Source organism: Ectothiorhodospira variabilis, from assembly GCF_022227625.1.
Classification (GTDB): Bacteria; Pseudomonadota; Gammaproteobacteria; order Ectothiorhodospirales; family Ectothiorhodospiraceae; genus Ectothiorhodospira; species Ectothiorhodospira haloalkaliphila.
On sequence record NZ_JAJNAO010000003.1, the window covers coordinates 137,645 to 158,098 of the forward strand.

The following is a 20,454-nucleotide window of genomic DNA, read 5'->3' on the forward strand; positions in this document are numbered from 1 at the left end:
GGCGCCGGTCACGGGTTCACCGGTGTTGAGTGTGCTACCGTTAGGCCCTGTGAATACACTGGCAAGGCCACTGTTTTGTGAGCTGGTTCACGTCTTGCTGATCCGCATGATACTTCATTTGTGAAATCCTCGCCCATCCCCGGGCCTCAGGCCGATCCAACAGTATGAACAACACTCAGTCTGAAATAATCGATTCCTTGCCGGTGATTGATCCACGTCGGTTTCGGGATGCTCTGGGTCGCTTTGCCACCGGCATCACGGTGATCACCTGTCTCGATCCACAGGGAGAGGTGCCCAACGGGTTCACGGCCAATTCCTTCAGTTCCCTGTCGCTGGATCCGCCGCTGGTGCTGTTCAGCCTGCGCCGCGATGCGGGATGTCTGGCCGCCTTCGAGCGTGCCAGGGCCTTTGCCGTGAATGTGCTCGCGGAGGATCATCAGGGCCTCTCGAACCGGTTTGCGGGCAAGGAGGCAGGACGCTGGGAGGGCCTGGAGTTCGAGGCCGGGCAAACCGGCGCACCGCTGCTGCCGGGAATGCTGGCGCAGTTTGAATGCCGCACCGAGATGATTCATGACGGCGGCGATCACCGTATCTTCGTGGGCCGGGTGTTGCGACTGACCATGCCCCGCGAGGGTGAGCCGCTGGTCTACTATCAGGGCGATTACCGTTTTTTGGCCAGGGATTAACCGGGTCCGGAAGGATGTGCCCGTCGCATGGGCGCGGGCCGTTTCGGGAGGCTCTCCAGCATGACCACCACTGGCCCCGGGCGACCGAAATAGTAACCCTGGTGGGTGTGGCAGCCATGCCGGCTCAGCCATTCCCAATGCTCCCGGGTTTCCACCCCCTCGGCGATCACCCTCAGGCCCAGCGTGCCTGCCAGGGCCACAATGGTGCGGGCAATGGCGGCATCGTTGGGGTCGGTGAGCACGTCACGAACGAATGACTGGTCGATCTTCACATCGTCCAGGGGCAGCTGCTTGAGATAGCTCAGGGAGGAATAGCCGGTGCCGAAGTCGTCCAGGGCGAACGAGATGCCCCGGGCCCGCAGTTGCCGCATCTTGCTGATCACGTCCTCCACGTCTTCCACCAGCAGGCTTTCGGTGATCTCCAGCTTGAGGCGACGCGGGTCTGCACCGGTCGTGTTCAGGGCGCGCAATACTCCGGGCACGAATTCCGGATGCCGGAACTGGCGGGCGCTCACATTGGCCGCGAGCTTCAGGTGCTTCAGGCGAGGGTCCCGGGCCCATTCGGCCAGTTGGGCGCAGGCCGCCTCCAGCACCCACTGTCCGATGGGCAGGATCAGCCCGGTATCCTCCGCCAGGGCGATGAACTCGCCGGGCGGCACCAGACCCCGCTGCGGGTGTTGCCAGCGCAGCAGGGCCTCGGCGCCCGTCAGTGTACCGTCGTCGTCCACCAGTGCCTGGTAATGCAGTACGAACTGTTCCTCCGCGAGTGCCCGGCGCAGATCAGCCTCCAGGGCGGCCCGGGCCGTCACCGACGCCTGCATGCCCGGGTCGAACAGCCGCTGCGTGTTACGACCTGCCGCCTTGGCCTGGTACATGGCCAGATCAGCCCGTTTCATGAGTTCGTCCGCGCTCATCAGCTCCCGATGGAACAGTGTGATGCCCACACTGGCCGTACTGTGATGCTCCTGCCCATCCAGCAGATAAGGATGGTTCAGGGTGGCCAGAATCTTGTCGGCGACGATCTCCGCCTGTTGCGTGGCCTCATGAGGGTGGTGGCTGAGCCTGCGCAGCATGACCACGAACTCATCACCCCCAAGACGGGCCACGGTGTCGCTCTCGTGCACGCAGCCGCTGATGCGCCTGGCCGCCTGCATGAGCAACAGATCTCCCTGGTCATGGCCCAGGGTATCGTTGAGGATCTTGAAGTTATCCAGGTCAATGAACAGCAGGGCCCCGTGATGGTGCCCCTGGTGGCAGTGCTGCACCGCCTCCTGAAGATGCTGGGCGAGCAGGCGACGGTTGGGCAACTGGGTCAGTGGATCGAAAAAGGCCAGCGTCTTGATCTCGTCCTCGGCCTGCTTGCGGGCGGTGATGTCCCGAGCGATCCCCTGAAAACCGACAATCTGCCCGGTTTCATCCCGGGAGGGCAGGGCGCTGGAGTTATGCCATCGCCAACTCCCGTCCTGATGCCTGACCCGGTACTCGATGTCCTGGGCATGATGACCGTGGCGCATGACATGGCTGAACGCCTGGTGGCAGATGGAGAGATCCTCGGGATGAACGAACTCCGAGAAATGGCGCTCCACGACACTCTGCGGGTCGTGCCCCATGAGCGTCTTCCAGCTGGGAGAGACAAACTCGATGTGGCCGTCGGGTGAGAACAGGTAGAGGATGTCGTAGCTGTTTTCCACCAGAAAGCGGTATTTTTCCTCGGAGCGCCGCAGGTCCGTCTCCGTGCGCTTACGCGCCGTGATCTCCTCACTCAGGGCCTGATTGGCCTGTTTCAACGAGCGATGGCTGTGCTGGAGTTGCGTGTCGTAACGAACGGTGCTCAGATAGCCACGCAGGACCAGCAGACCGAGGCCGGCAACGGTCAGCCAGGCGATGCCCAGGGTCCACAGCTTTTGCCACCAGGCGGCCATGAGGGTCTGCTTCGCCTCGCCCACCACCACCAGGAAGGGCAGGTCCCGCACCAGCTGCGCCGTGTAGGAACGATGCACTCCGTCCACCGGAGAGACGATGCTGAAATGGACAGTATCCGTGGCCTGGTGGAGCAGGGGTCGGAGTGCTCCAGCTTCCACGGGCTGACCCAGTTGGGCATCGAAGTCAGGAACCGTATCCCGGGGACGACGTGCCAGTAATCTTCCCTCGTGATCGAGAATCGTCAGGCTGCTGCCGCGCGTGAGTTCGGTGCGCTCCAGCCAGTGGTCGAAAAATCCCAGGTCCAGGCGCACCCCCAGGAGTCCGGCAAATCCGCCGTTGGCGTCACGCAGGGCCTGGGCATGGGCAACCAGAAAGCCATTGGCCTCGCTGGAGAAGAAGGCCTGGGATACCTGGCGCTCAAGGCTCGGATCATCGCGAAGGGCCTGGAAATGGGCCTGATCACTGATGTCATGGCCCACCCCCCGGGCAGCGCGGGAGGTATGCGTCATCACACCCTCACGGTCGAACAGGGCAATGGCATGGGCGTGAGGGAGGAGTTGCAAATGCCGGTCGAGCCACTGATTCGTCCGCGCATGGGCTTCCGGATCGTTGTCCTCGCTTGCCAGGCTTTCGGGACGAATCTCGCCTGCCATGCTGCGCAGCAGCGCCCCGCTGGTCTCAAAGGCCGCATACAACCACTCGCTCACCAGGATGCTGGTGGCGTGGGTGCGTTGTTGGGCGGCTGCCATCTCCTTCTCCCGGGAGGTGGTGAGATCCCAGGTGATGGCCAGGGCCAGCACCAGACACAAGCCCAGGTACGCGGCCCAGGCCTTGAGGCTGATGCGTGGCGGAAGACCATTGCTGGGTGACGGGCCTTGATTCATCGGGGGTCTTGGCGGAGGCATCGGGATGGGGCCCGAGCATCATTCCAGGGTCAGCTCGGCGGGCGCGTGTCTTCGCCATTTATATCATTTACCATGCAGGCACACTCACGATCAGGATGGAAACATGCAGATCTTCCGACCGATGGCGATTGCCGCCTTCACCTTGATGATGCCCCTGAGCAGCCTGGCGGACCAGCCCAACCTGCAACCGGGAGAGTGGGAATTCACCTCCATCAGCAGCACCATGGGGCATGAGGCCCCGGAGGAGGATGCTCATACGGAACGAGGTTGTATCACGGAAAACGATATCGCCGAGGGTGCTCGTTTCCTGATCGCCGATCAGGGGTGCGAAATCACGGATATGGAGTCGACACCTGCCAACCTGGCCTACAGCATGATCTGCGAGGAGGATGGCGATGTGGTGGAGATGCGAGCCACCTTCGAGTTCATGAGCGACAGCCTCACCGGTCGTATCACCTCCTATCTGGATACGTCCATCGGCAAGATCCCCATGCACACGGAGGTGAAGGGGCAGCGTCTCGGGGAGTGTGACTGAATCTCGGCTCATGCATCACGGGTGCATCACGGCGGTCAATCACCCAGATGATCAAAGACGCGTAACAAGCCCTTCTCCCCCCCGTGGGGGAGAAGGTGGCGTCTGTAGCTGACAGGGTTCTTTCGCGTCAAACCTCGTCCCGGTGACCCGTCTCCCCATACACCCGCTGCGCCGCCCGGATGGCATGGCCCCGCTCGATGGGTGCATTCATCTCCGTGAGCACGGCCTCCAGGGCGTGCAGGCACAGCAGCACGTTTCGCTGGTTGCAACCAAAGCCCATCAGGCCGATGCGCCAGATCTTCCCGGCCAGTGGCCCCAGGCCTGCACCGATTTCCAGACCGTAGCGCTCCAGTAGTTGAGTGCGCACAGCGGCCTCGTCCACGCCTTCGGGCACCTTCACGGCATTGAGCTGGGGCAGGCGGTGGGGCTCGTCCACCAGCAGGCTCAGGCCCATGGCCTCCAGGCCGGCCTTCAGCGCCTCGTGATGATGGCGATGACGCGCCCAGGCCTCTTCCAGGCCTTCCTCGCGCAACAGCACCAGGCACTCGTGCAGGGCATACAGGGCATTGATGGGGGCGGTGTGGTGATAGGCCCGCTTGGCGTTGCCCGAGCCCCAGTAGCCCATGATCAGGTTCAGGTCCAGGAACCAGCTCTGCACCGGGTGCTTGCGGTTACGGATGCGCTCCACGGCACGGGGGCTGAAGCTCACCGGTGACAGGCCGGGGGTGCAGGAGAGGCATTTCTGGGTGCCGGAGTAGATGGCGTCCACGCCCCAGTCGTCCACCCGCACCTCGCTGCCGCCCAGGCCGGTCACGGTATCCACGATCACCAGGCAATTCCGGGCATGGGCCACCTGGGAGAGGGTTTTCACATCGGAGCACACCCCGGTGGAGGTCTCGGCGTGGACAAAGGCCACCAGGCGGGCGTCCGGGTGGGCGGCCAGGGTGTTTTCCAGCTTCTGCGGATCCACCGGTTGGCCCCATTCCTCTTCCACCACGATGGGGGTGCCGCCGCAGCGGATCACGTTTTCCTTCATGCGCATGCCGAACACGCCGTTGATGCACACCACCACCTCATCACCCGGCTCCACCAGGTTGGCAAAGCAGGTTTCCATGCCGGCCGAACCCGGGGCGGAAACAGGCAGGGTAAGCTCGTTTTCCGTCTGGAAGGCGTACTGCAGCAGCACCTTCATCTGATCCATCATGCCCACGAAAGCGGGGTCCAGATGGCCGATGATCGGCCGGCTCATGGCGGCCAGGACCCGGGGATTGATATCGGAGGGACCGGGGCCCATCAAGGTGCGCACGGGGGGGTGGAAGGAGGGATAGGTCATCATGGTTAGGGTCTGCTGAATGGGTGGATTTCTTTAAGCGTATGAAAAAATTATGGAAGTATAAGGCGGTGAACCGGATGAGAGAAGGGTGCGCGGATCTCAGCCTTGCGTGATTCCATCCATCAACTGAACCCAGTGTCGCACCGGCGTGCCCGTCCCCGACTGCAGATGCATGTGACACCCGATATTCGCCGTGGCAATCACCTCCGGAGCCTCCCGCTCCAGATTCGTCAGCTTGCGCTGCTGCAGCTGCCGTGACAATGCCCGCTGCAGAATGGAATAGGTCCCGGCCGACCCACAGCACAGATGCACATCCCGCACTGCCACCAACTCAAAACCTGCCGCCCGCAGCAGCGCCTCCACCCGACCGCTCAGCTTCATGCCATGCTGCAAAGAGCAGGGCGGATGAAAGGCCACCCGCCGGCCATCGGCGTCCACCCCCAGGCGCCGAACATCCTCCGGCGTCACCACCTCGCAGGGATCACGTGCCAGTTCCGCCACCCGCCGGGCCCTGTCCCGATACGCCGGATCCGCCGCCAGCAGATGGCCGTAATCCTTCACCTGCACGCCGCAACCGCTGGCAGTGACCAGGATGGCCTCCAGGCCCGCCTCAATCTGTGGCCACCAGGCATCGATGTTGCGCCGTGCCCGTTCCCGGGCGGCCTGCTCGTCATTCAGGTGCATCTCCACGGCCCCGCAACACCCCCCGCCGCCACGGACAACACTCACCCCCAGGCGATCCAGCACCCGGGCCAGGGCCGCGTCGATATCCGGCTGCAGGCCGGGCTGCACGCACCCCTCCAGGGTGAGCATGCGTCGCTCGTGCCGCGTCTCCGGCCAGGGGCCCTGGACGGCCCGCGGGGGCACCCAGTGACGGAAGGGAGGCGGCAGCACGGGCCGCAGGCCCTGACCGGCACGCAGCAACCCATTGAACAGGCGGCGCCGGGGCAGCACATGGCGCAGGGTGGCTCGCTGCAGGCGTTCATGCCAGGGGCGAGAGACCTGCTGTTCCACCTGGGCACGGCCCACCTCCACCAGATGCCGGTAATCCACCCCGGAGGGGCAGGTGGTCATGCAGTTGAGGCAGGTGAGGCAGCGATCCAGATGGGTCTGGGTGCGACGGCTGGGTGTCTGCCCTTCCAGTACCTGCTTGATCAGGTAGATGCGCCCCCGGGGGCCGTCCCGCTCATCCCCCAGCAACTGATAGGTAGGGCAGGTGGCATTGCAAAAGCCGCAGTGCACGCAGTTGCGCAGGATGCCGTCCACTTCCTCGCCGGTCGGCGTTTCCTTGATGAAGTCCACCAGTCGGGTCTGCATGTCACACCTCCGGGTACAGGCGGCCGGGGTTGAGGATTCCGTGCGGATCAAAGGCAGCCTTGAGTTGTCGATGCAATTGCAGCAACGGCGGCGCCAGGGGGTGGAATGGCTCGATGCGACCGCCATGGCCGCGGAATACGGTGGCATGCCCGCCCTGTGCCTGGGTGGCCTGGCGGATGGCATCGGCCGGGCCCTGGGACCGGAACCAGCGCAGGGCACCCCCCCAGTCCAGCAGACACTGCTCCGGCACCAGATCGGCCGGCGCCCCCGGGGGCAGGCTCAGACGCCACAGGGGAGCGCCCGATCCCTGGAAGAACGGATGGGTCTGCTCGCGAATGCCCTCCCAGAAGGCCTCCGCATTCTCCATCGCATCCCCGCCGATCGCCTGCGCGGCCTGCTCCACGCCCTGGCGAGCGCCGCACAGGCGTACATGGAGGGTATCGTCCAGATGGCAGGCGGCGGAGAGGGGGAGTGGACGGTTGCCCCAGCCGAGCAGGGAGTCCAGGGCCCGGATAGCGCTGGCGGGCTGTACGATGGTGAGGCTGTGGGCGGGCCGCGGCAACACCTTGACCGAAACCTCCAGCAGCACCCCCAGGGTGCCCAGGCTGCCGGCCATCACCCGGGAGACGTCGTAACCAGCCACGTTCTTCATCACCTGCCCGCCAAAATGCAGGACCTCGCCCAGGCCGTTGATCATGCGCACACCCAGTACAGCGTCACGCACGGCGCCGGCGTAGGGGCGTCGTGGCCCCGACAGTCCGCTGGCCACCGTGCCCCCCAGGGTGGCTTCCGGGCCAAAGGCGGGTGGTTCGAAGGGCAGCATCTGGCCATTGGCCTGCAGAAGTTGCTGGATCTCGCTCAAGGGCGTGCCAGCACGGGCCGTGAGTACCAGTTCAGTGGGCTCGTAGTCGATGATGCCACGGTGTGGGGTCATATCCAGAGGGTCGCCGGATACGGCGCGCCCGTAGAAGGATTTGGTCATGCCGCCCCGGATCTCCAGGGGTCGCCCCTGCCGGGCTGCGTCGGCAATCAATTCACTGAGGGTTTGCGTCAAATCCTGATCGGTCATGTGCTCCCCTGAGAGGTGGGCCTGGATGCGGTGGGAAAGCTGTTCAACGCCCATTGCGGGTGGATCTGCAGGATACTGAGCTTGGCGTGGGGCATCTGTTTACCATAGGCGGCGCCGGTATCCAGATAATAGATGTTCTCCCGACGCATGGCCTCCTGGACGGGGGTATGCCCCACCACCAGCAGGGCCAGGCCCTCCACGGGCGTGATGGCTTCATCCTTGAGTACCTGGCCGATACGCTTGCGGGACCAGGTGGCGTATTCACGGGTTCGCTGGTCCCGCTCCAGCTGTTCCAGGAACGCCATCCAGTTGAGCCGGGGCGGGACGTCGGCATGCACAATTCCCACCTGGCCGGGTTCGGTATCCGCCTCCAGGGCGAAGGGCAGGGCGCGCAGCCGGCGGCGGAAGCGGTCCTGGGTGATGGGGTCCACATCCATCCACCACTCGCCACCATTGAGCGTCACCCAGCTGGTGGCCAGATCCCGGTCGACTTCCGATTCCAGCAGCAGGCGCTCGTGATTGCCCTGCACGGCGAAGAACCAGGGCTGCTCGAGAAACTCCAGGGCCCGGTGGGATTCGGGACCCCGGTCGATCAGATCCCCTACCGAGATCATCCGGTCCTGGTGCCGATCGAAGCCCAGTTCGTCCATGGCCCGCTCCAGTGCGGAGAACATGCCATGCAGATCCCCCACCACGAAATCCCGTCCTCCGGTGTTCCTTTCCAGCCGCTTGAACGCACTTCCCATGCCGTCAGACCCCTGATTTTGTATGGCTTTGCCCCGCTGGCCAGGGGTGGCCGTGGGCGGGGGCGCGGGTTATGATCATCGACCTAGCAAGGGGGCTTTGCCAAGCATTTTCATGTCAATCGACTTCACTCACAGCACATTGCCCTGTTTTCTGGACTTCGAGGCCTCATCCCTCACCCGGGGCAGTTATCCTGTCCAGGTGGCCTGGTCTGACGGGGCAGGGCGCCTGGAGTGCTGGCTGATCCGTCCTGCCCCCGAGTGGAACGATTGGTGCGATCAGGCGGAGGAGATGCATGGCATCAGCCGCGACATGATCGAGGAGGGCGGCTGTGACATCACCTGGCTGTGTCGGCGCATGAACCGTGCCCTGGCCGGCAAGGTGGTCTTCACCGATGGTGTGCATCTGGACCGATTCTGGTTGCAGCGCCTGTTTGTGGCCGGCAGCTTCATGCCCCGTTTTCGACTGGGGGATGTGTTCAAGTTGCTGGAACCCCGCCTGCCAGCCCCCGAGTACCGGGCCCCGGATCTGCTGCAGTGCCTGATGACCCAGGCCCGGCGGGATACCCCGGGTTTCGCCCATCAGGCCGACAGCGATGTACGCTATCTGCTCAACCTGTGGCGGCGGGTGCGCAATCACCATCCCGCTGTTTCCTGCCCGAATCCCGGGCGGCGCGTCCTTCCCGCTGTGCCCACCGAGGGCTTCAATGCACATCAGCAGACCGTCGGCTCTTCCCTGGCTGGCGAGCCGCGCTGAATCAGCCCCGGGCGCGTCGGCGCTGCAGGGCGATGATCCCCCCCAGAAGCAATAGCGCGGGGAGGTAGAACCACTCCGGTGCAGGACGGTCCGCCGGTACCATCACTTCAGTCACGTTCCAGCCGGATTCCAGGCGCATGCGCTCGGCCGGGCTGCCGAAGGATACGAAGCTGATGCTCACCTGATCCCCCAGGGTCATCAGCCCCAGGCCCGCATCGGCCAGGCGCTCATCACCCGGCCCGGGATCCCCCATGGGCAGCATCACCACCCGTTGCACCTCCCTGCCATCCATGTCCATGCCCTCCACAGCGAAGCGCAACTGTCCGCCCTGGGGCGTCGCCTTGGCGATCTCCTGGATTTCTCCGGGGGGCAGGCGGTCATAGCGCGGCTCGATACGGTCCATGAGCAGGTTGGGAGCGAACAGTACCAGGGAGATGCCCAGCAGCAGGATGGATTCGTGAATCCGGCTGCGGGTGACCAGCCAGCCCTGGGTGGCGGCAGCGAAGACCAGGATGCCCACCAACGCCCCGAAGACCGTGAGCAGCAGTTGCCACAGGCTGTCCACGCCGATGAGCAGCAACTGGGTGTTGAAGACGAACAGGAACGGCAGGGTCACCGTGCGCAGGCTGTAGATGAAGGCCTGCACCCCGGTGCGGATCGGGTCGGCCCGGGAGACGGCCGCCGCCGCAAAGGAGGCCAGGCCCACCGGGGGCGTCACGTCGGCCATGATGCCGAAGTAGAAGACGAACAGATGCGCGGCGATCAATGGGATCAGCAGCCCGTGCTGGGAGCCCAGCTCCACGATCACCGGGGCCATGAGGGTGGCGACAATGATGTAGTTGGCGGTGGTGGGCAGGCCCAGTCCCAGCACCAGGCAGATCAGGCCGGTGAGCAGCAGCATGAGCAGCAGATTGCCGCCGGAGAGGAACTCCACCATGTCGGTCATGGCCAGCCCGATCCCGGTCATGGCCACGGTACCCACGATGATGCCGGCGGCCGCTGTGGCCACGCCGATGCCCACCATGTTGCGGGCACCTTTCACCATGCCGTCGGCCAGTTCGTGGCCGCCACGCAGCAGGGCCCTGAGATAGCTTCGGGCGGCCGGGTCGTCGGGGGGTACATCGTTGGCGAAGGCCTGCTGCCCCCGGAACAGCACGATCAGCGGTCGCTGGGTGAGCATGATGAAGATCATGAAGGCCACGGCCCAGAAGGCCGACAGCCCCGGCGAGAGCCGCTCCACCACCAGGCACCACACCAGCACCACCACCGGCAGCAGGAAGTGCAGGCCGCCCTGGATGGTGGATCGGGGATCGGGTAGTTCCATATGATCATCGTCCACCATCTGCACGGCCGGGGCGCGACAGGCCGTCCACAGCAGGCCCAGGTAGGCGGCCAGGACCAGCACCCCGATGATGTAGGGTGAGGCATCGCCGCTCACGGTCTTGATCCAGCCCAGGCCGTAATAGGTGGCCCCGGCCAGCACGAACAGCCCCGAGAGGGTCAGCCCCCAGCCCAGGAGACGCCCGGTGACCGTGGAAGCCACCCGCCGGGGCAGGCCCTCCATACCGGCCTTGAGGGCTTCGAGATGGACAATGTAGAACAGGGCGATATAGGCGATCACCGCGGGCAGAAAGGCATGCCGGATCACCTCCACATAGGAGATACCCACGTATTCCACCATGAGAAAGGCCGCGGCCCCCATCACTGGCGGCATCAGCTGGCCGTTCACGGAACTGCTCACCTCCACCGCGCCGGCCTTGTAGGCCGGAAAGCCCACCCGTTTCATCAGCGGGATGGTGAAGGTGCCGGTGGTGACCACATTGGCAATGGATGAGCCCGACACCACCCCCGTCATTCCCGAGGCGACCACCGCCGCCTTGGCGGGCCCACCGCGCAGGTGCCCCAGCAGGGAGAAGGCCACACGGATGAAATAGCCGCCGGCCCCGGCCTTTTCCAGCAGGGCGCCGAACAGCACGAACAGGAAGACAAAGCTGGTGGACACCCCCAGGGCGATCCCGAACACCCCTTCGGTGGAGAGCCACTGCTGTGACATGGCCCGGGCGAAGGAGGCGCCGCGATGTGCGATCAGATCCGGCATCCAGGGCCCGGCGAAGGTATACACCAGGAAGATCACGGCAATCACCATCAGCGCCGGCCCCAGCACTCGCCGGGTGGCCTCCAGCAGCAGGGCCATGCCGATCCCGGCGACGATCAGATCGGGGATCGTGGGCGCCCCTGGCCGCTGCGCCAGTGCATCATGGAACAGAAACAGATACCCGGCACACAGCGCCGCCGCCATCGCCAGCACCCAGTCCGCCACCGGCACCCGATCCAGCGCCGCCGGCCGCAGCAATGGCCAGGCCGCCAGCAGCACCCCGGCACCAACGGCGGCAAACACCCCCGCCCGCGGCAGCTCATGCCAGACCTGATACCCGGCCAGCCCCCAGAGCCCCAGCCCCACCAGAATGAAGAAATACCCCGCCAGCGGCCGCATCCGCGCCATGGGGTTGACGGCCGGGAAGGCCAGGAAGGCCAGCAGCACGGCGAAGGCCAGGTGAATCGACCGCGCCTTGGTCTCGGAGACGATGAAAATATCGAACCAGTAGGGCAGGGGGGAGGCAATCCAGATCTGAAACAGCGACCAGGCCAGCGCCACCGCAAAGATAAGCCCCCGCGTCACCTTCCCCGGCGACCGCGCCCCGGTCTCCACCTGCCCGGCCAGCATGCCCTGATGATCCGTCTGCATTCAGTCAACGCCTTTCTGATGAACGCTCCTTGATGGAGCCAAGCGAATGACAGCCCCTCTCTCCCGGGAGAGAGGGAAATGACCTCCCCTACCGGCGCAGTGCCCCACCGGCCACCTTGTCGATCACTCCATTGACGAACTTGTGGCCCTGGTCTGCGCCGAACTTCTTCGCCAGCGCCACGGCCTCGTTGATGGCTACGCGGGTGGGCACGTCCGGGCAGTGATGCAGCTCGAAGGTGGCCAGGCGCAGGATGGAACGCTCCACCGGGTCCACCTGGGCCACCGGGCGGTCCAGGAAAGGAGCGATCAACTGGTCCACCGCGTCCACATTTTCAGTCACCCCTAGCAGCACATGGCGGAAGTGCTCCCAATCCGCCCGCTCCATCTCCGGGTCCCCCTGGAAATCGGCCAGGATGTCCTTGGGGTGGTAATCGGTGAGTTGCCATTGATACAACGCCTGCATCGCCAGCCGACGGGCGTGGCGACGGGCATGAGTCAGGCGCCGGTGTTGCAAGGCATCGGGATTCATGCGCGCAGCGACCGGACCAGGCTGATCATCTCCAGGGCGCTCATGGCGGCATCGGCGCCCTTGTTGCCCGCCTTGGTGCCGGCCCGTTCGATGGCCTGCTCGATGGTGTCGGTGGTCAGCACACCAAAGCTGATGGGCAGGGCATGCTCCAGCTGGATCTGGGCCAGGCCCTTGGCGGCCTCTCCGGCCACATAGTCGAAATGAGGGGTGGAGCCGCGGATCACGCAGCCCAGGGCGATCACGGCATCGTAGCTTCCGGACTGGGCCATCACCTTCACTGCCAGGGGCAGTTCATAGGCGCCGGGCACCCGCACCACGGTGAGGTTCTGGTCCGGCACCCCATGGCGACTCAGCGTATCCTGCGCCCCTTCCAGCAGACGCTCGACGATGAAGGAATTGAAGCGGGACAGCACCAGGCCGATCCGGGCCTCGGAAGCGGCGGTGAAGGTGCCTTCGATGGTGTGCAGGTTTGCAGTCATGACAGGGGTGTTCCGTTAGCGTTCGTTGACATATTCCACCACCTCGAGGCCGAAGCCACCGAGTCCGTGGAAACGTTTGGGTGCGGAGAGCAGGCGCATCCGGCTCACGCCCAGATCCTTGAGGATCTGAGCGCCAATGCCATGGGTGCGCAGTTCGGCGGGTTCGTGGTCGTCCTGCCCGGGCGAGCGGTCGGGGCCGCCGGTCAGGGCCATCTCCCGCAGCCGGCGCACCATCTCCCGGTTGTTCACGGGCTTGTGGATGATCACCGCCACGCCACGGCCCTCGCGGGCGATGCGTTCCAGGGCACCGCGCAACGGCCAGCCGCAGCGATCGCCCCGGTAGGCCAGGGTATCGCACAGACTGCCGCCCAGGTGCACCCGCACCAGGGTGTCGTGATCGCCGCCCACGTCGCCCTTGACCATGGCGTAGTGCAGCCCCTTGTGCAGGGCATCTTCATAGGCCACCAGGCGAAACTCGCCGAATTCGGTGGGGAAGGGGCATTCAGCCACCCGCTCGACGCTGCGCTCGTTCTCGATGCGATAGCGGATCAGGTGCTCGATGGTGCCCATCTTCAGGTTGTGCTCCTCGGCAAAGCGCTCCAGATCCGGACGCCGCGCCATGGAACCGTCTTCGTTGAGGATCTCCACGATCACCGCCGCCGGCTCGAAGCCCGCCAGGCGCGCCAGGTCGCAGCCGGCCTCGGTATGACCGGCGCGCACCAGCACGCCACCGGGCTGGGCCATCAGCGGGAAGATGTGGCCGGGCTGGACCAGGTCCCCGGCGGCGGCATCGGGTGCCACGGCGGTGCGCACCGTATGGGCCCGATCATAGGCCGAGATACCCGTGGTCACCCCCTCGGCGGCCTCGATGGACACCGTGAAATTGGTGCCGTGCTTGTCGTTGGTGTCTCCCACCATCAGCGGCAGACGCAACTGACGGCAGCGCTCCCGGGTGAGGGTGAGACAGATCAGACCGCGGCCGAAGCGGGCCATGAAGTTGATGTCCTCCGGGCGCACCCGGGAGGCCACCATGAGCAGATCGCCCTCGTTCTCACGATCCTCGTCGTCGACGATGATCACCATCCGCCCCTGGCGCAGGTCCTCGATGATTTCTTCAGTGCTATTGAATGACATGGTTCGGCCGGTATTTGAATCCAGGGGGATGAGTGGGCCGCATGGCCCAGGGGCATGACGGGTGACTAGAGTTGCTGACGGCGTTCGGCGACGAACCCCAGAATCAGGAAGGCCCCCGCCACAGTGGGCGCAAGCCAGAGGGTATCCACCATCATCAATCCCTGTGCCACCCAGGGGGCCAGGAAGACGGCGATGGCACCAAAGCCGAACACGCACATCAGCACGAAGACAAGCAAACGGAACACCAGGGGATAAGGACGGACCACCGCCTTGACCGCCCTCAGGATATCCTGTCCGTAGACCACCAGCAGCGTGGCCACCAGCGCCAGGGCGATCTGGGTGGTGTAACCACGCATCCAGAGGCCGGCCTGCAATAAGGTGTCGTTGATCCAGTCCATTATGGTCCCGATTGAAAATCCGCCAATGCGAAAGGAGCCTTATTTCAGAAAGCCATGTTCAGCCAGAAATGCCTCGCTGATGCCGTGTTTGGACTGGGCGGCCTTGTCTCCCAGCAGCAGGCGTTCCAGGTAGCGGGCAATGATATCCACTTCGATGTTCACGCGGGTACCCACGCGATAGCCGTTGATGATGGTCTCCTGCTGGGTATGGGGCACGATGTTCACGGTGAACACGGCGCCTTCCACGGTGTTCACCGTCAGACTCACGCCATCGATGCAGACCGACCCCTTGGGGGCGATGTAACGGGCCAGCTCATCCGGCACCCGCACATGATACCGCCAGGAACGCGCCTCCTGCTCCACGGTCGTCACCTCGCCCAGACCGTCCACATGACCGCTGACCAGATGGCCGCCCAGTCGGGTGGTGGGGGTGAGGGCCTTCTCCAGGTTCACCGGGTCGCCGATGCCCAGCGCCCCCAGGGAGGTTTTGGACAGGGTCTCCCGGGAGACATCCGCCTCGAAGCCATCGCCGGGCAGGGCCACCGCCGTCAGGCACACGCCGTTCACGGCGATGCTGTCGCCCAGTTGCACGTCGGTCAGGTCCAGCTTGCCGGTGCGTAGGGTCAGGCGGCAGTCGCCACCCCGGTCCTGCGTGGCGGCCAGGCTACCCACGGACTGGATGATACCTGTAAACATGGAAGGGGTCTCCGGGTCGATCTCAAGGGGCTAAGATACAGGATTATCCATCCAGGGATCACGCTGCCGAAGGGCGCGCCGTCACCCGCCAGTCCTGGCCCACCGCGCGGATATCGCGGATCTCCAATGGAACCCGCCCGGCCATCCGCTGGATGGGCAGGTCCAACAGGCCGCGTGCGTCGCTGCCCATGAGATGGGGCGCCAGATACACGACCAGCTCATCCACATACCCCGCCTGCATCAGGGCCCCCGACAACCGCGGCCCTGCCTCCACATGCACCTCGTTGACCTCCTGCGCCGCCAGTGCCGCGAGCACGGCACTCAGATCCAGGTGACCCCCGGCCCGGGGAACACCCTGCACCCGGGCACCCGTGCCGGCCAACTGCGCCTGCAGTTCCTCCATCCGGTGCTCGGTGGTGAACACCTGCACCGGCGCCGCATCCTGGAACAGGCGTGCGGCGGCGGACAGCTGGCCCTGTCGGTCCAGCACGACCCGAAGGGGCTGCTTCACGACACCATCCACACCCAGTTCAGCGGCGGCGATGCGCACGTTCAGTCGCGGGTCATCGGCCAGCACCGTGCCCATGCCGGTGAGCAGGGCCGAGGCCCGGGCCCGCAGACGCTGCACATCCTGGCGTGCCGCCTCACCGGTGATCCACTGGCTCTCCCCGGAGGCCATGGCGGTACGCCCGTCCAGACTGGCCGCCAGCTTCACGCGCACCCAGGGGCGCCGGCGCTGCATGCGACTGATGAACCCCGGATTGAGGTCATGGGCCGCCTCGGCCATCAGCCCATGGGCCACGCCCACCCCCGCCTGGCGCAGGCGTTCCAGGCCCTGACCGGACACCAGCGGGTTGGGGTCCTCCATGGCCACCACCACCCGGCCCACGCCGGCCGCCAGCAGGGCATCCACGCAGGGTGGGGTGCGCCCATGATGATTGCAGGGTTCCAGGGTCACGTAGACCGTGCTGCCCCGCGCCTGCTCGCCGGCCGCGCGCAAGGCTCGCACCTCGGCGTGGGCCTCGCCGGCGCGGATATGGTAGCCCTCGCCCACCACCTGCGCGCCGCGCACCACCACGCAGCCCACCCGCGGGTTGGGGTCGGTGGTGTACAGGCCCTTGGCCGCCAACTGCAGGGCGCGGGCCATGAAGCGATGATCGTCGGGAGAGAAATCAGTCATGGTGGGATTCGGGCGGAGGCAGACTCAGTCCTTGTTGCCCTGGGGATCCTTTTCCAGGCGTTCGACCACTTCGCGAAAGGCCTGCACATCGGCAAAGCTCAGATACACCGAGGCAAAACGGATATAGGCCACCTGGTCCAGCCCCTGCAGTTCCTCCATCACCCATTCGCCAATACGTTGGGCCGGAAGTTCCCTCTCACCCTGGCTCATGGCCTTGTGCTTGATGCGGGTGAGGGCGGCCTCCACCCGATCCGTGGGGACGGGGCGTTTTTCCAGGGCGTGCATCATCCCGGCGCGCAGCTTGCCCTCGTTGAAGGGCTCGCGACCGCCATCGCGCTTGACCACCCGGGGCAGGTTCAACTCCGCCCCTTCAAAGGTGGTGAAGCGATCACCGCAGGCCGCGCATTCCCGACGGCGACGCACCTGCTCGCCTTCGCCGGCCAGCCGTGAATCCACCACCCGGGTATCCGGGGCACCGCAGTAGGGACACTTCATGTTGCGACCTCCTCGCCCCTCACCCCAACCCCTCTCCCGGGGGGAGAGGGGCTTGTGATGCGCGAGCGTTAGCTGGCGTACACCGGCAGGCGCTTGCACACATCCAGCACTCGGGCCTTGACCTGCTCGATGACCGAATCATTGTTCAGATCGTCCAGCACATCGCAGATCCAGCCGGCCAGCTCACGGGATTCCTTCTCGCCAAACCCACGGGTGGTGATGGCAGGGGTGCCGATGCGCAGGCCGCTGGTGACAAACGGGGACTGGGGATCATTGGGCACCGCATTCTTGTTCACGGTGATGTTGGCGCGGCCCAGGGCGGCGTCCGCGTCCTTGCCGGTGATGCCCTTGTCGATCAGGTCCACCAGGAACAGGTGATTGTCGGTGCCACCGGAGACCACCTTGTAGCCGCGCTTGATCATCTCATCGGCCATGGCGCGGGCGTTCTCCACCACCTGCTGCTGGTAGGCCTTGAAGTCCGGCTCCAGGGCCTCCTTGAAGGCCACGGCCTTGCCGGCGATGGCGTGCATCAGCGGGCCACCCTGGGTGCCCGGGAAGACCAGGGAGTTCAGCTTCTTCTCGATCTCCGGATTGCTCTTGGCCAGGATGATGCCGCCGCGCGGGCCGCGAAGGGTCTTGTGGGTGGTGGAGGTGGTCACGTCGGCGATCTGCACGGGGCTGGGATACACGCCACCGGCCACCAGACCGGCCACGTGGGCCATGTCCACCAGCAGGTAGGCGCCCACCTTGTCGGCGATGTCGCGGAAACGCTGCCAGTCCACCACGCGGGAATAGGCGGAGAAGCCGGCCACCACCATCTTCGGCTTGTGCTCCAGGGCCAGGCGTTCCACTTCGTCGTAATCGATGTAGCCCTGGTCATCGATGCCGTAGGTGATGGCATTGTAAATCTTGCCGGAGAAGTTCACCTTGGCGCCATGGGTGAGGTGGCCGCCGTGAGCCAGGCTCATGCCCAGCACGGTGTCGCCCGGATTGAGCAGGGCCATGTAAACGGCCGCATTGGCCTGCGAGCCGGAGTGGGGCTGCACGTTGGCGTAGTCGGCGCCGAAAAGTTGCTTGGCGCGATCAATGGCCAGCGTCTCGGCCACGTCGACGTACTCGCAGCCGCCGTAGTAACGTTTGCCGGGGTAGCCTTCCGCGTACTTGTTGGTGAGCACGGAGCCCTGGGCTTCCATGATGCGTGGGCTGGCGTAGTTTTCGGAGGCGATCAGCTCGATATGCTCTTCCTGACGGCGTGATTCGGACTGGATGGCCTGCCACAGCTCATCGTCGTATCCGGCGATACTCATGTGGGTGGAAAACATTCGGTACTCCCCGCAAAGCGGATTGATTAGACTTCGGAAAAAGGCTTGAATGTTAGCGGATTTTGGCGCCAGACGCACGTAAAACCCTGAAAACAGTCACAACCTGGCCCTCACACACTGGAGGACGAAGCATGCGCAAACGGTTGATGAAGAAAGGCTTTACCCTGCTTCTTGCAGGCCTGGCCACCACCCTGGTCAGCAACCCGGTCATGGCCGATCAGCGGTTCCTCACCATCGGCACGGCGGGCGTCACGGGCGTGTATTACCCCACCGGACAGCGCATCTGTCAGCTGGTGAATCGCGACCGCGCGGAGCACGGCATTCGCTGCAATGCCGAGAGCACCGGCGGCTCGGTGTTCAACCTCAATTCCATCCGCGCCGGGGAGATGGATCTGGGCGTGGTGCAGTCCGACTGGCAGCATCATGCCTGGCAGGGTACCGACCGCTTTGCCGATGCCGGCCCCGATGAGAACCTGCGCGCCGTGATGTCCCTGCATCCAGAGCCTTTCACGGTGCTGGTGCGTCAGGACAGCGACATCCAGCATTTCGAGGACATCAAGGGCAAGCGGGTGAACGTGGGCAACCCGGGGTCGGGTCAGCGGGGCACCGTGGAGCGTCTGATGGAGGCCTATGGCTGGACCATGGATGATTTCTCCCTGGCCTCGGAACTGCCCTCACGGGAGCAGGGTCAGGCCCTGTGTGACAATCGCATCGATGTGGTCCTGTTCACCGTGGGTCACCCGTCCTCCGCCATCCAGGAGCCCATCGCCACCTGCGGCGCCCGTCTGGTGCCGGTGAGCGGCGAGGTGGTCGATGGGCTGGTGGATGACACACCGTATTACTTCAGCGCCACCATCCCGGCGGGCATGTATCCCGGCCAGGAGAATGACGTGGACACCTTCGGTGTGGGCGCCACCCTGGTGTCGTCCACGGCCACCACCGAGCAGGCGGTGTATACCCTGGTGAAGGCGGTCTTCGACAACTTCGAGACCTTCAAGGGCATGCACCCGGCCTTCGGGGTGCTGGAGAAGGAGAGCATGGTGCAGCAGGGGTTGTCGGCGCCGTTGCATGAGGGGGCCAAGCGGTATTATCGGGAGGTGGGGCTGCTGGAGGAGTGAATGCCCTCCGCACCCTCACCCCAACCCCTCTCCCGCCAGCGGGAGAGGGGCTCAAGTCCAGAAAAGCCCCTGCCAGCGGGCGAGGGGCTCAAGTTCAGAAAAGCTCCTGCCAGCGGGTGAGGGGCTTCAAGCGGCTTCACAGTGAAAGAATTCAACCTCATCCAACGCCACTTCACCCCCGTCAACACATCCCCCGACACCCTCCTGGGCGTCGGTGACGATGCCGCCATCATCCAGCCGCCCGCCCACCAGCACCTGGCCGTGTGCGTGGACACTCTGGTTGCCGGCGTGCATTTCCCCAAGGACACCCACCCCCGGGACATCGGCCACAAGGCCCTGGCCGTCAACCTCAGCGACCTGGCCGCCATGGCCGCCACCCCTCGCTGGGCCACGCTGGCACTCACCCTGCCCGAACACGACGACACCTGGCTTACAGCCTTCGCCGACGGCTTCCACACCCTGGCCCGAGAACACGCCGTTGATCTCATCGGCGGCGACACCACCCGCGGACCGCTCACCATCACCGTCCAGGTCATGGGCCATGTCCCCCCGGATCAGGCCTTGCGCCGCGACGGCGCCCGGCCCGGCGACCACATCCTGGTCACCGGCACCCTGGGCGACGCCGCCCTGGCCCTGGCGCAATGGGACCACCCGAACCCGGACCCCACCCTGCGCGCCCGCCTCACCCGACCCACCCCCCGCATCGCCGCCGGACACATCCTGCGCGGCCGCGCCCATGCCGGTATCGACATCTCCGACGGCCTGGTCCAGGATCTGGGGCATGTGCTCAAGGCCTCGGGCATGGGCGCCACCCTTCAGGCCGGCGCACTGCCGCTCTCCGAGGCCTTCCGTCATGCCATGGGGGATGGCACGAACTGGCAATACCCCCTGGCCGGCGGCGACGACTACGAACTGCTGTTCACCCTGAGGGAGGCGGATGTGGAACCCATCCGTGAACAACTGGCAGGGCAGGGCTGCCCGGCCACCGTCATTGGCCGCATCGAAGCCGACCCCGGCCTGCGGGTGTTGGGCCCCGATGGCGCATCCCTCACCCTCGAACAGGGTGGCTACTCTCATTTCGGCAACTGA

At 65.2% G+C, this 20,454-nt stretch carries 19 protein-coding genes; 5 read left to right on the top strand and 14 right to left on the bottom strand.

From position 1 onward, the window contains the following. The first annotated feature begins 164 nt into the window (after positions 1-164). Positions 165-686: a flavin reductase family protein gene (locus LPW30_RS05480; RefSeq protein ID WP_239680281.1), complete on the top strand. Its 522-nt coding sequence runs from the start codon at positions 165-167 to the stop codon at positions 684-686. Here LPW30_RS05480 and LPW30_RS05485 read toward each other — a convergent pair. Continuing rightward, positions 683-3,493: a bifunctional diguanylate cyclase/phosphodiesterase gene (locus LPW30_RS05485; protein WP_239680282.1), complete on the bottom strand. Its 2,811-nt coding sequence runs from the start codon at positions 3,491-3,493 to the stop codon at positions 683-685. The two genes, LPW30_RS05480 and LPW30_RS05485, sit on opposite strands and share 4 nt — an antisense overlap. A 124-nt stretch (positions 3,494-3,617) precedes the next feature. Between LPW30_RS05485 and LPW30_RS05490 the strand changes: the two genes are divergently transcribed. After that, positions 3,618-4,049 carry a DUF3617 domain-containing protein gene (locus LPW30_RS05490; RefSeq protein WP_025281626.1) on the top strand — a complete coding sequence of 144 codons (432 nt, stop codon included), beginning with the start codon at positions 3,618-3,620 and terminating at the stop codon, positions 4,047-4,049. 127 nt (positions 4,050-4,176) lie between these two features. Here LPW30_RS05490 and LPW30_RS05495 read toward each other — a convergent pair whose 3' ends face one another. From LPW30_RS05495 to LPW30_RS05510, 4 genes are all read right to left on the bottom strand, one after another. Then, a complete protein-coding gene (locus LPW30_RS05495) occupies positions 4,177-5,382 on the bottom strand; it encodes a pyridoxal-phosphate-dependent aminotransferase family protein (RefSeq protein ID WP_025281627.1) in 1,206 nt (401 codons plus the stop codon). A gap of 99 nt (positions 5,383-5,481) precedes the next feature. After that, positions 5,482-6,699 (bottom strand): glycolate oxidase subunit GlcF, encoded by a 1,218-nt coding sequence (gene glcF, locus LPW30_RS05500; RefSeq protein WP_239680283.1) that lies wholly within the window; start codon positions 6,697-6,699, stop codon positions 5,482-5,484. Position 6,700: 1 nt separating this feature from the next. Next, positions 6,701-7,768, bottom strand: a complete 1,068-nt coding sequence (gene glcE / locus LPW30_RS05505) for a glycolate oxidase subunit GlcE (RefSeq protein ID WP_239680284.1) — start codon at positions 7,766-7,768, stop codon at positions 6,701-6,703. Continuing rightward, positions 7,765-8,514, bottom strand: a complete 750-nt coding sequence (locus LPW30_RS05510) for a metallophosphoesterase (protein WP_025281630.1) — start codon at positions 8,512-8,514, stop codon at positions 7,765-7,767. Before LPW30_RS05510 ends, glcE begins: the two co-directional genes overlap by 4 nt. A 112-nt stretch (positions 8,515-8,626) precedes the next feature. Between LPW30_RS05510 and LPW30_RS05515 the strand changes: the two genes are divergently transcribed. Then, positions 8,627-9,268 carry a 3'-5' exonuclease family protein gene (locus LPW30_RS05515; protein ID WP_239680285.1) on the top strand — a complete coding sequence of 214 codons (642 nt, stop codon included), beginning with the start codon at positions 8,627-8,629 and terminating at the stop codon, positions 9,266-9,268. Between the two features lies 1 nt (position 9,269). On the opposite strand, the gene LPW30_RS05520 is transcribed toward LPW30_RS05515, so the two are convergent. The 9 genes from LPW30_RS05520 to glyA all read right to left on the bottom strand — a co-directional run bounded on the left by LPW30_RS05520 (position 9,270) and on the right by glyA (position 18,247). After that, positions 9,270-12,014, bottom strand: coding sequence for a TRAP transporter permease (locus tag LPW30_RS05520; RefSeq protein WP_239680286.1), 2,745 nt, complete (start codon positions 12,012-12,014; stop codon positions 9,270-9,272). Positions 12,015-12,102: 88 nt separating this feature from the next. Next, complete coding sequence (gene nusB / locus LPW30_RS05525; protein WP_239680287.1) at positions 12,103-12,543, bottom strand: transcription antitermination factor NusB; 441 nt, start codon at positions 12,541-12,543, stop codon at positions 12,103-12,105. Beyond that, on the bottom strand, positions 12,540-13,022 hold the full coding sequence (gene ribH, locus LPW30_RS05530) for a 6,7-dimethyl-8-ribityllumazine synthase (protein WP_025281633.1): 483 nt from the start codon (positions 13,020-13,022) through the stop codon (positions 12,540-12,542). The genes nusB and ribH overlap by 4 nt, the downstream gene beginning before the upstream one ends. A gap of 15 nt (positions 13,023-13,037) precedes the next feature. Beyond that, complete coding sequence (gene ribBA, locus LPW30_RS05535) at positions 13,038-14,156, bottom strand: bifunctional 3,4-dihydroxy-2-butanone-4-phosphate synthase/GTP cyclohydrolase II (protein WP_239680288.1); 1,119 nt, start codon at positions 14,154-14,156, stop codon at positions 13,038-13,040. Positions 14,157-14,221: 65 nt separating this feature from the next. Then, positions 14,222-14,554: a DUF3392 domain-containing protein gene (locus LPW30_RS05540; RefSeq protein WP_239680289.1), complete on the bottom strand. Its 333-nt coding sequence runs from the start codon at positions 14,552-14,554 to the stop codon at positions 14,222-14,224. Positions 14,555-14,593: 39 nt separating this feature from the next. Then, on the bottom strand, positions 14,594-15,250 hold the full coding sequence (locus LPW30_RS05545) for a riboflavin synthase (RefSeq protein WP_239680290.1): 657 nt from the start codon (positions 15,248-15,250) through the stop codon (positions 14,594-14,596). A gap of 58 nt (positions 15,251-15,308) precedes the next feature. Continuing rightward, positions 15,309-16,430 carry a bifunctional diaminohydroxyphosphoribosylaminopyrimidine deaminase/5-amino-6-(5-phosphoribosylamino)uracil reductase RibD gene (ribD, locus tag LPW30_RS05550; protein ID WP_239680291.1) on the bottom strand — a complete coding sequence of 374 codons (1,122 nt, stop codon included), beginning with the start codon at positions 16,428-16,430 and terminating at the stop codon, positions 15,309-15,311. Positions 16,431-16,454: 24 nt separating this feature from the next. Continuing rightward, positions 16,455-16,925: a transcriptional regulator NrdR gene (nrdR, locus tag LPW30_RS05555; protein WP_025281638.1), complete on the bottom strand. Its 471-nt coding sequence runs from the start codon at positions 16,923-16,925 to the stop codon at positions 16,455-16,457. 68 nt (positions 16,926-16,993) lie between these two features. Further along, positions 16,994-18,247 (bottom strand): serine hydroxymethyltransferase, encoded by a 1,254-nt coding sequence (gene glyA, locus LPW30_RS05560; RefSeq protein WP_274520595.1) that lies wholly within the window; start codon positions 18,245-18,247, stop codon positions 16,994-16,996. 131 nt (positions 18,248-18,378) lie between these two features. Here glyA and LPW30_RS05565 point away from each other — a divergent pair, with 131 nt between their 5' ends. Beyond that, positions 18,379-19,365: a TAXI family TRAP transporter solute-binding subunit gene (locus tag LPW30_RS05565; protein ID WP_239680292.1), complete on the top strand. Its 987-nt coding sequence runs from the start codon at positions 18,379-18,381 to the stop codon at positions 19,363-19,365. A 141-nt stretch (positions 19,366-19,506) separates the two neighbouring features. After that, on the top strand, positions 19,507-20,454 hold the full coding sequence (gene thiL, locus LPW30_RS05570) for a thiamine-phosphate kinase (RefSeq protein ID WP_239680293.1): 948 nt from the start codon (positions 19,507-19,509) through the stop codon (positions 20,452-20,454).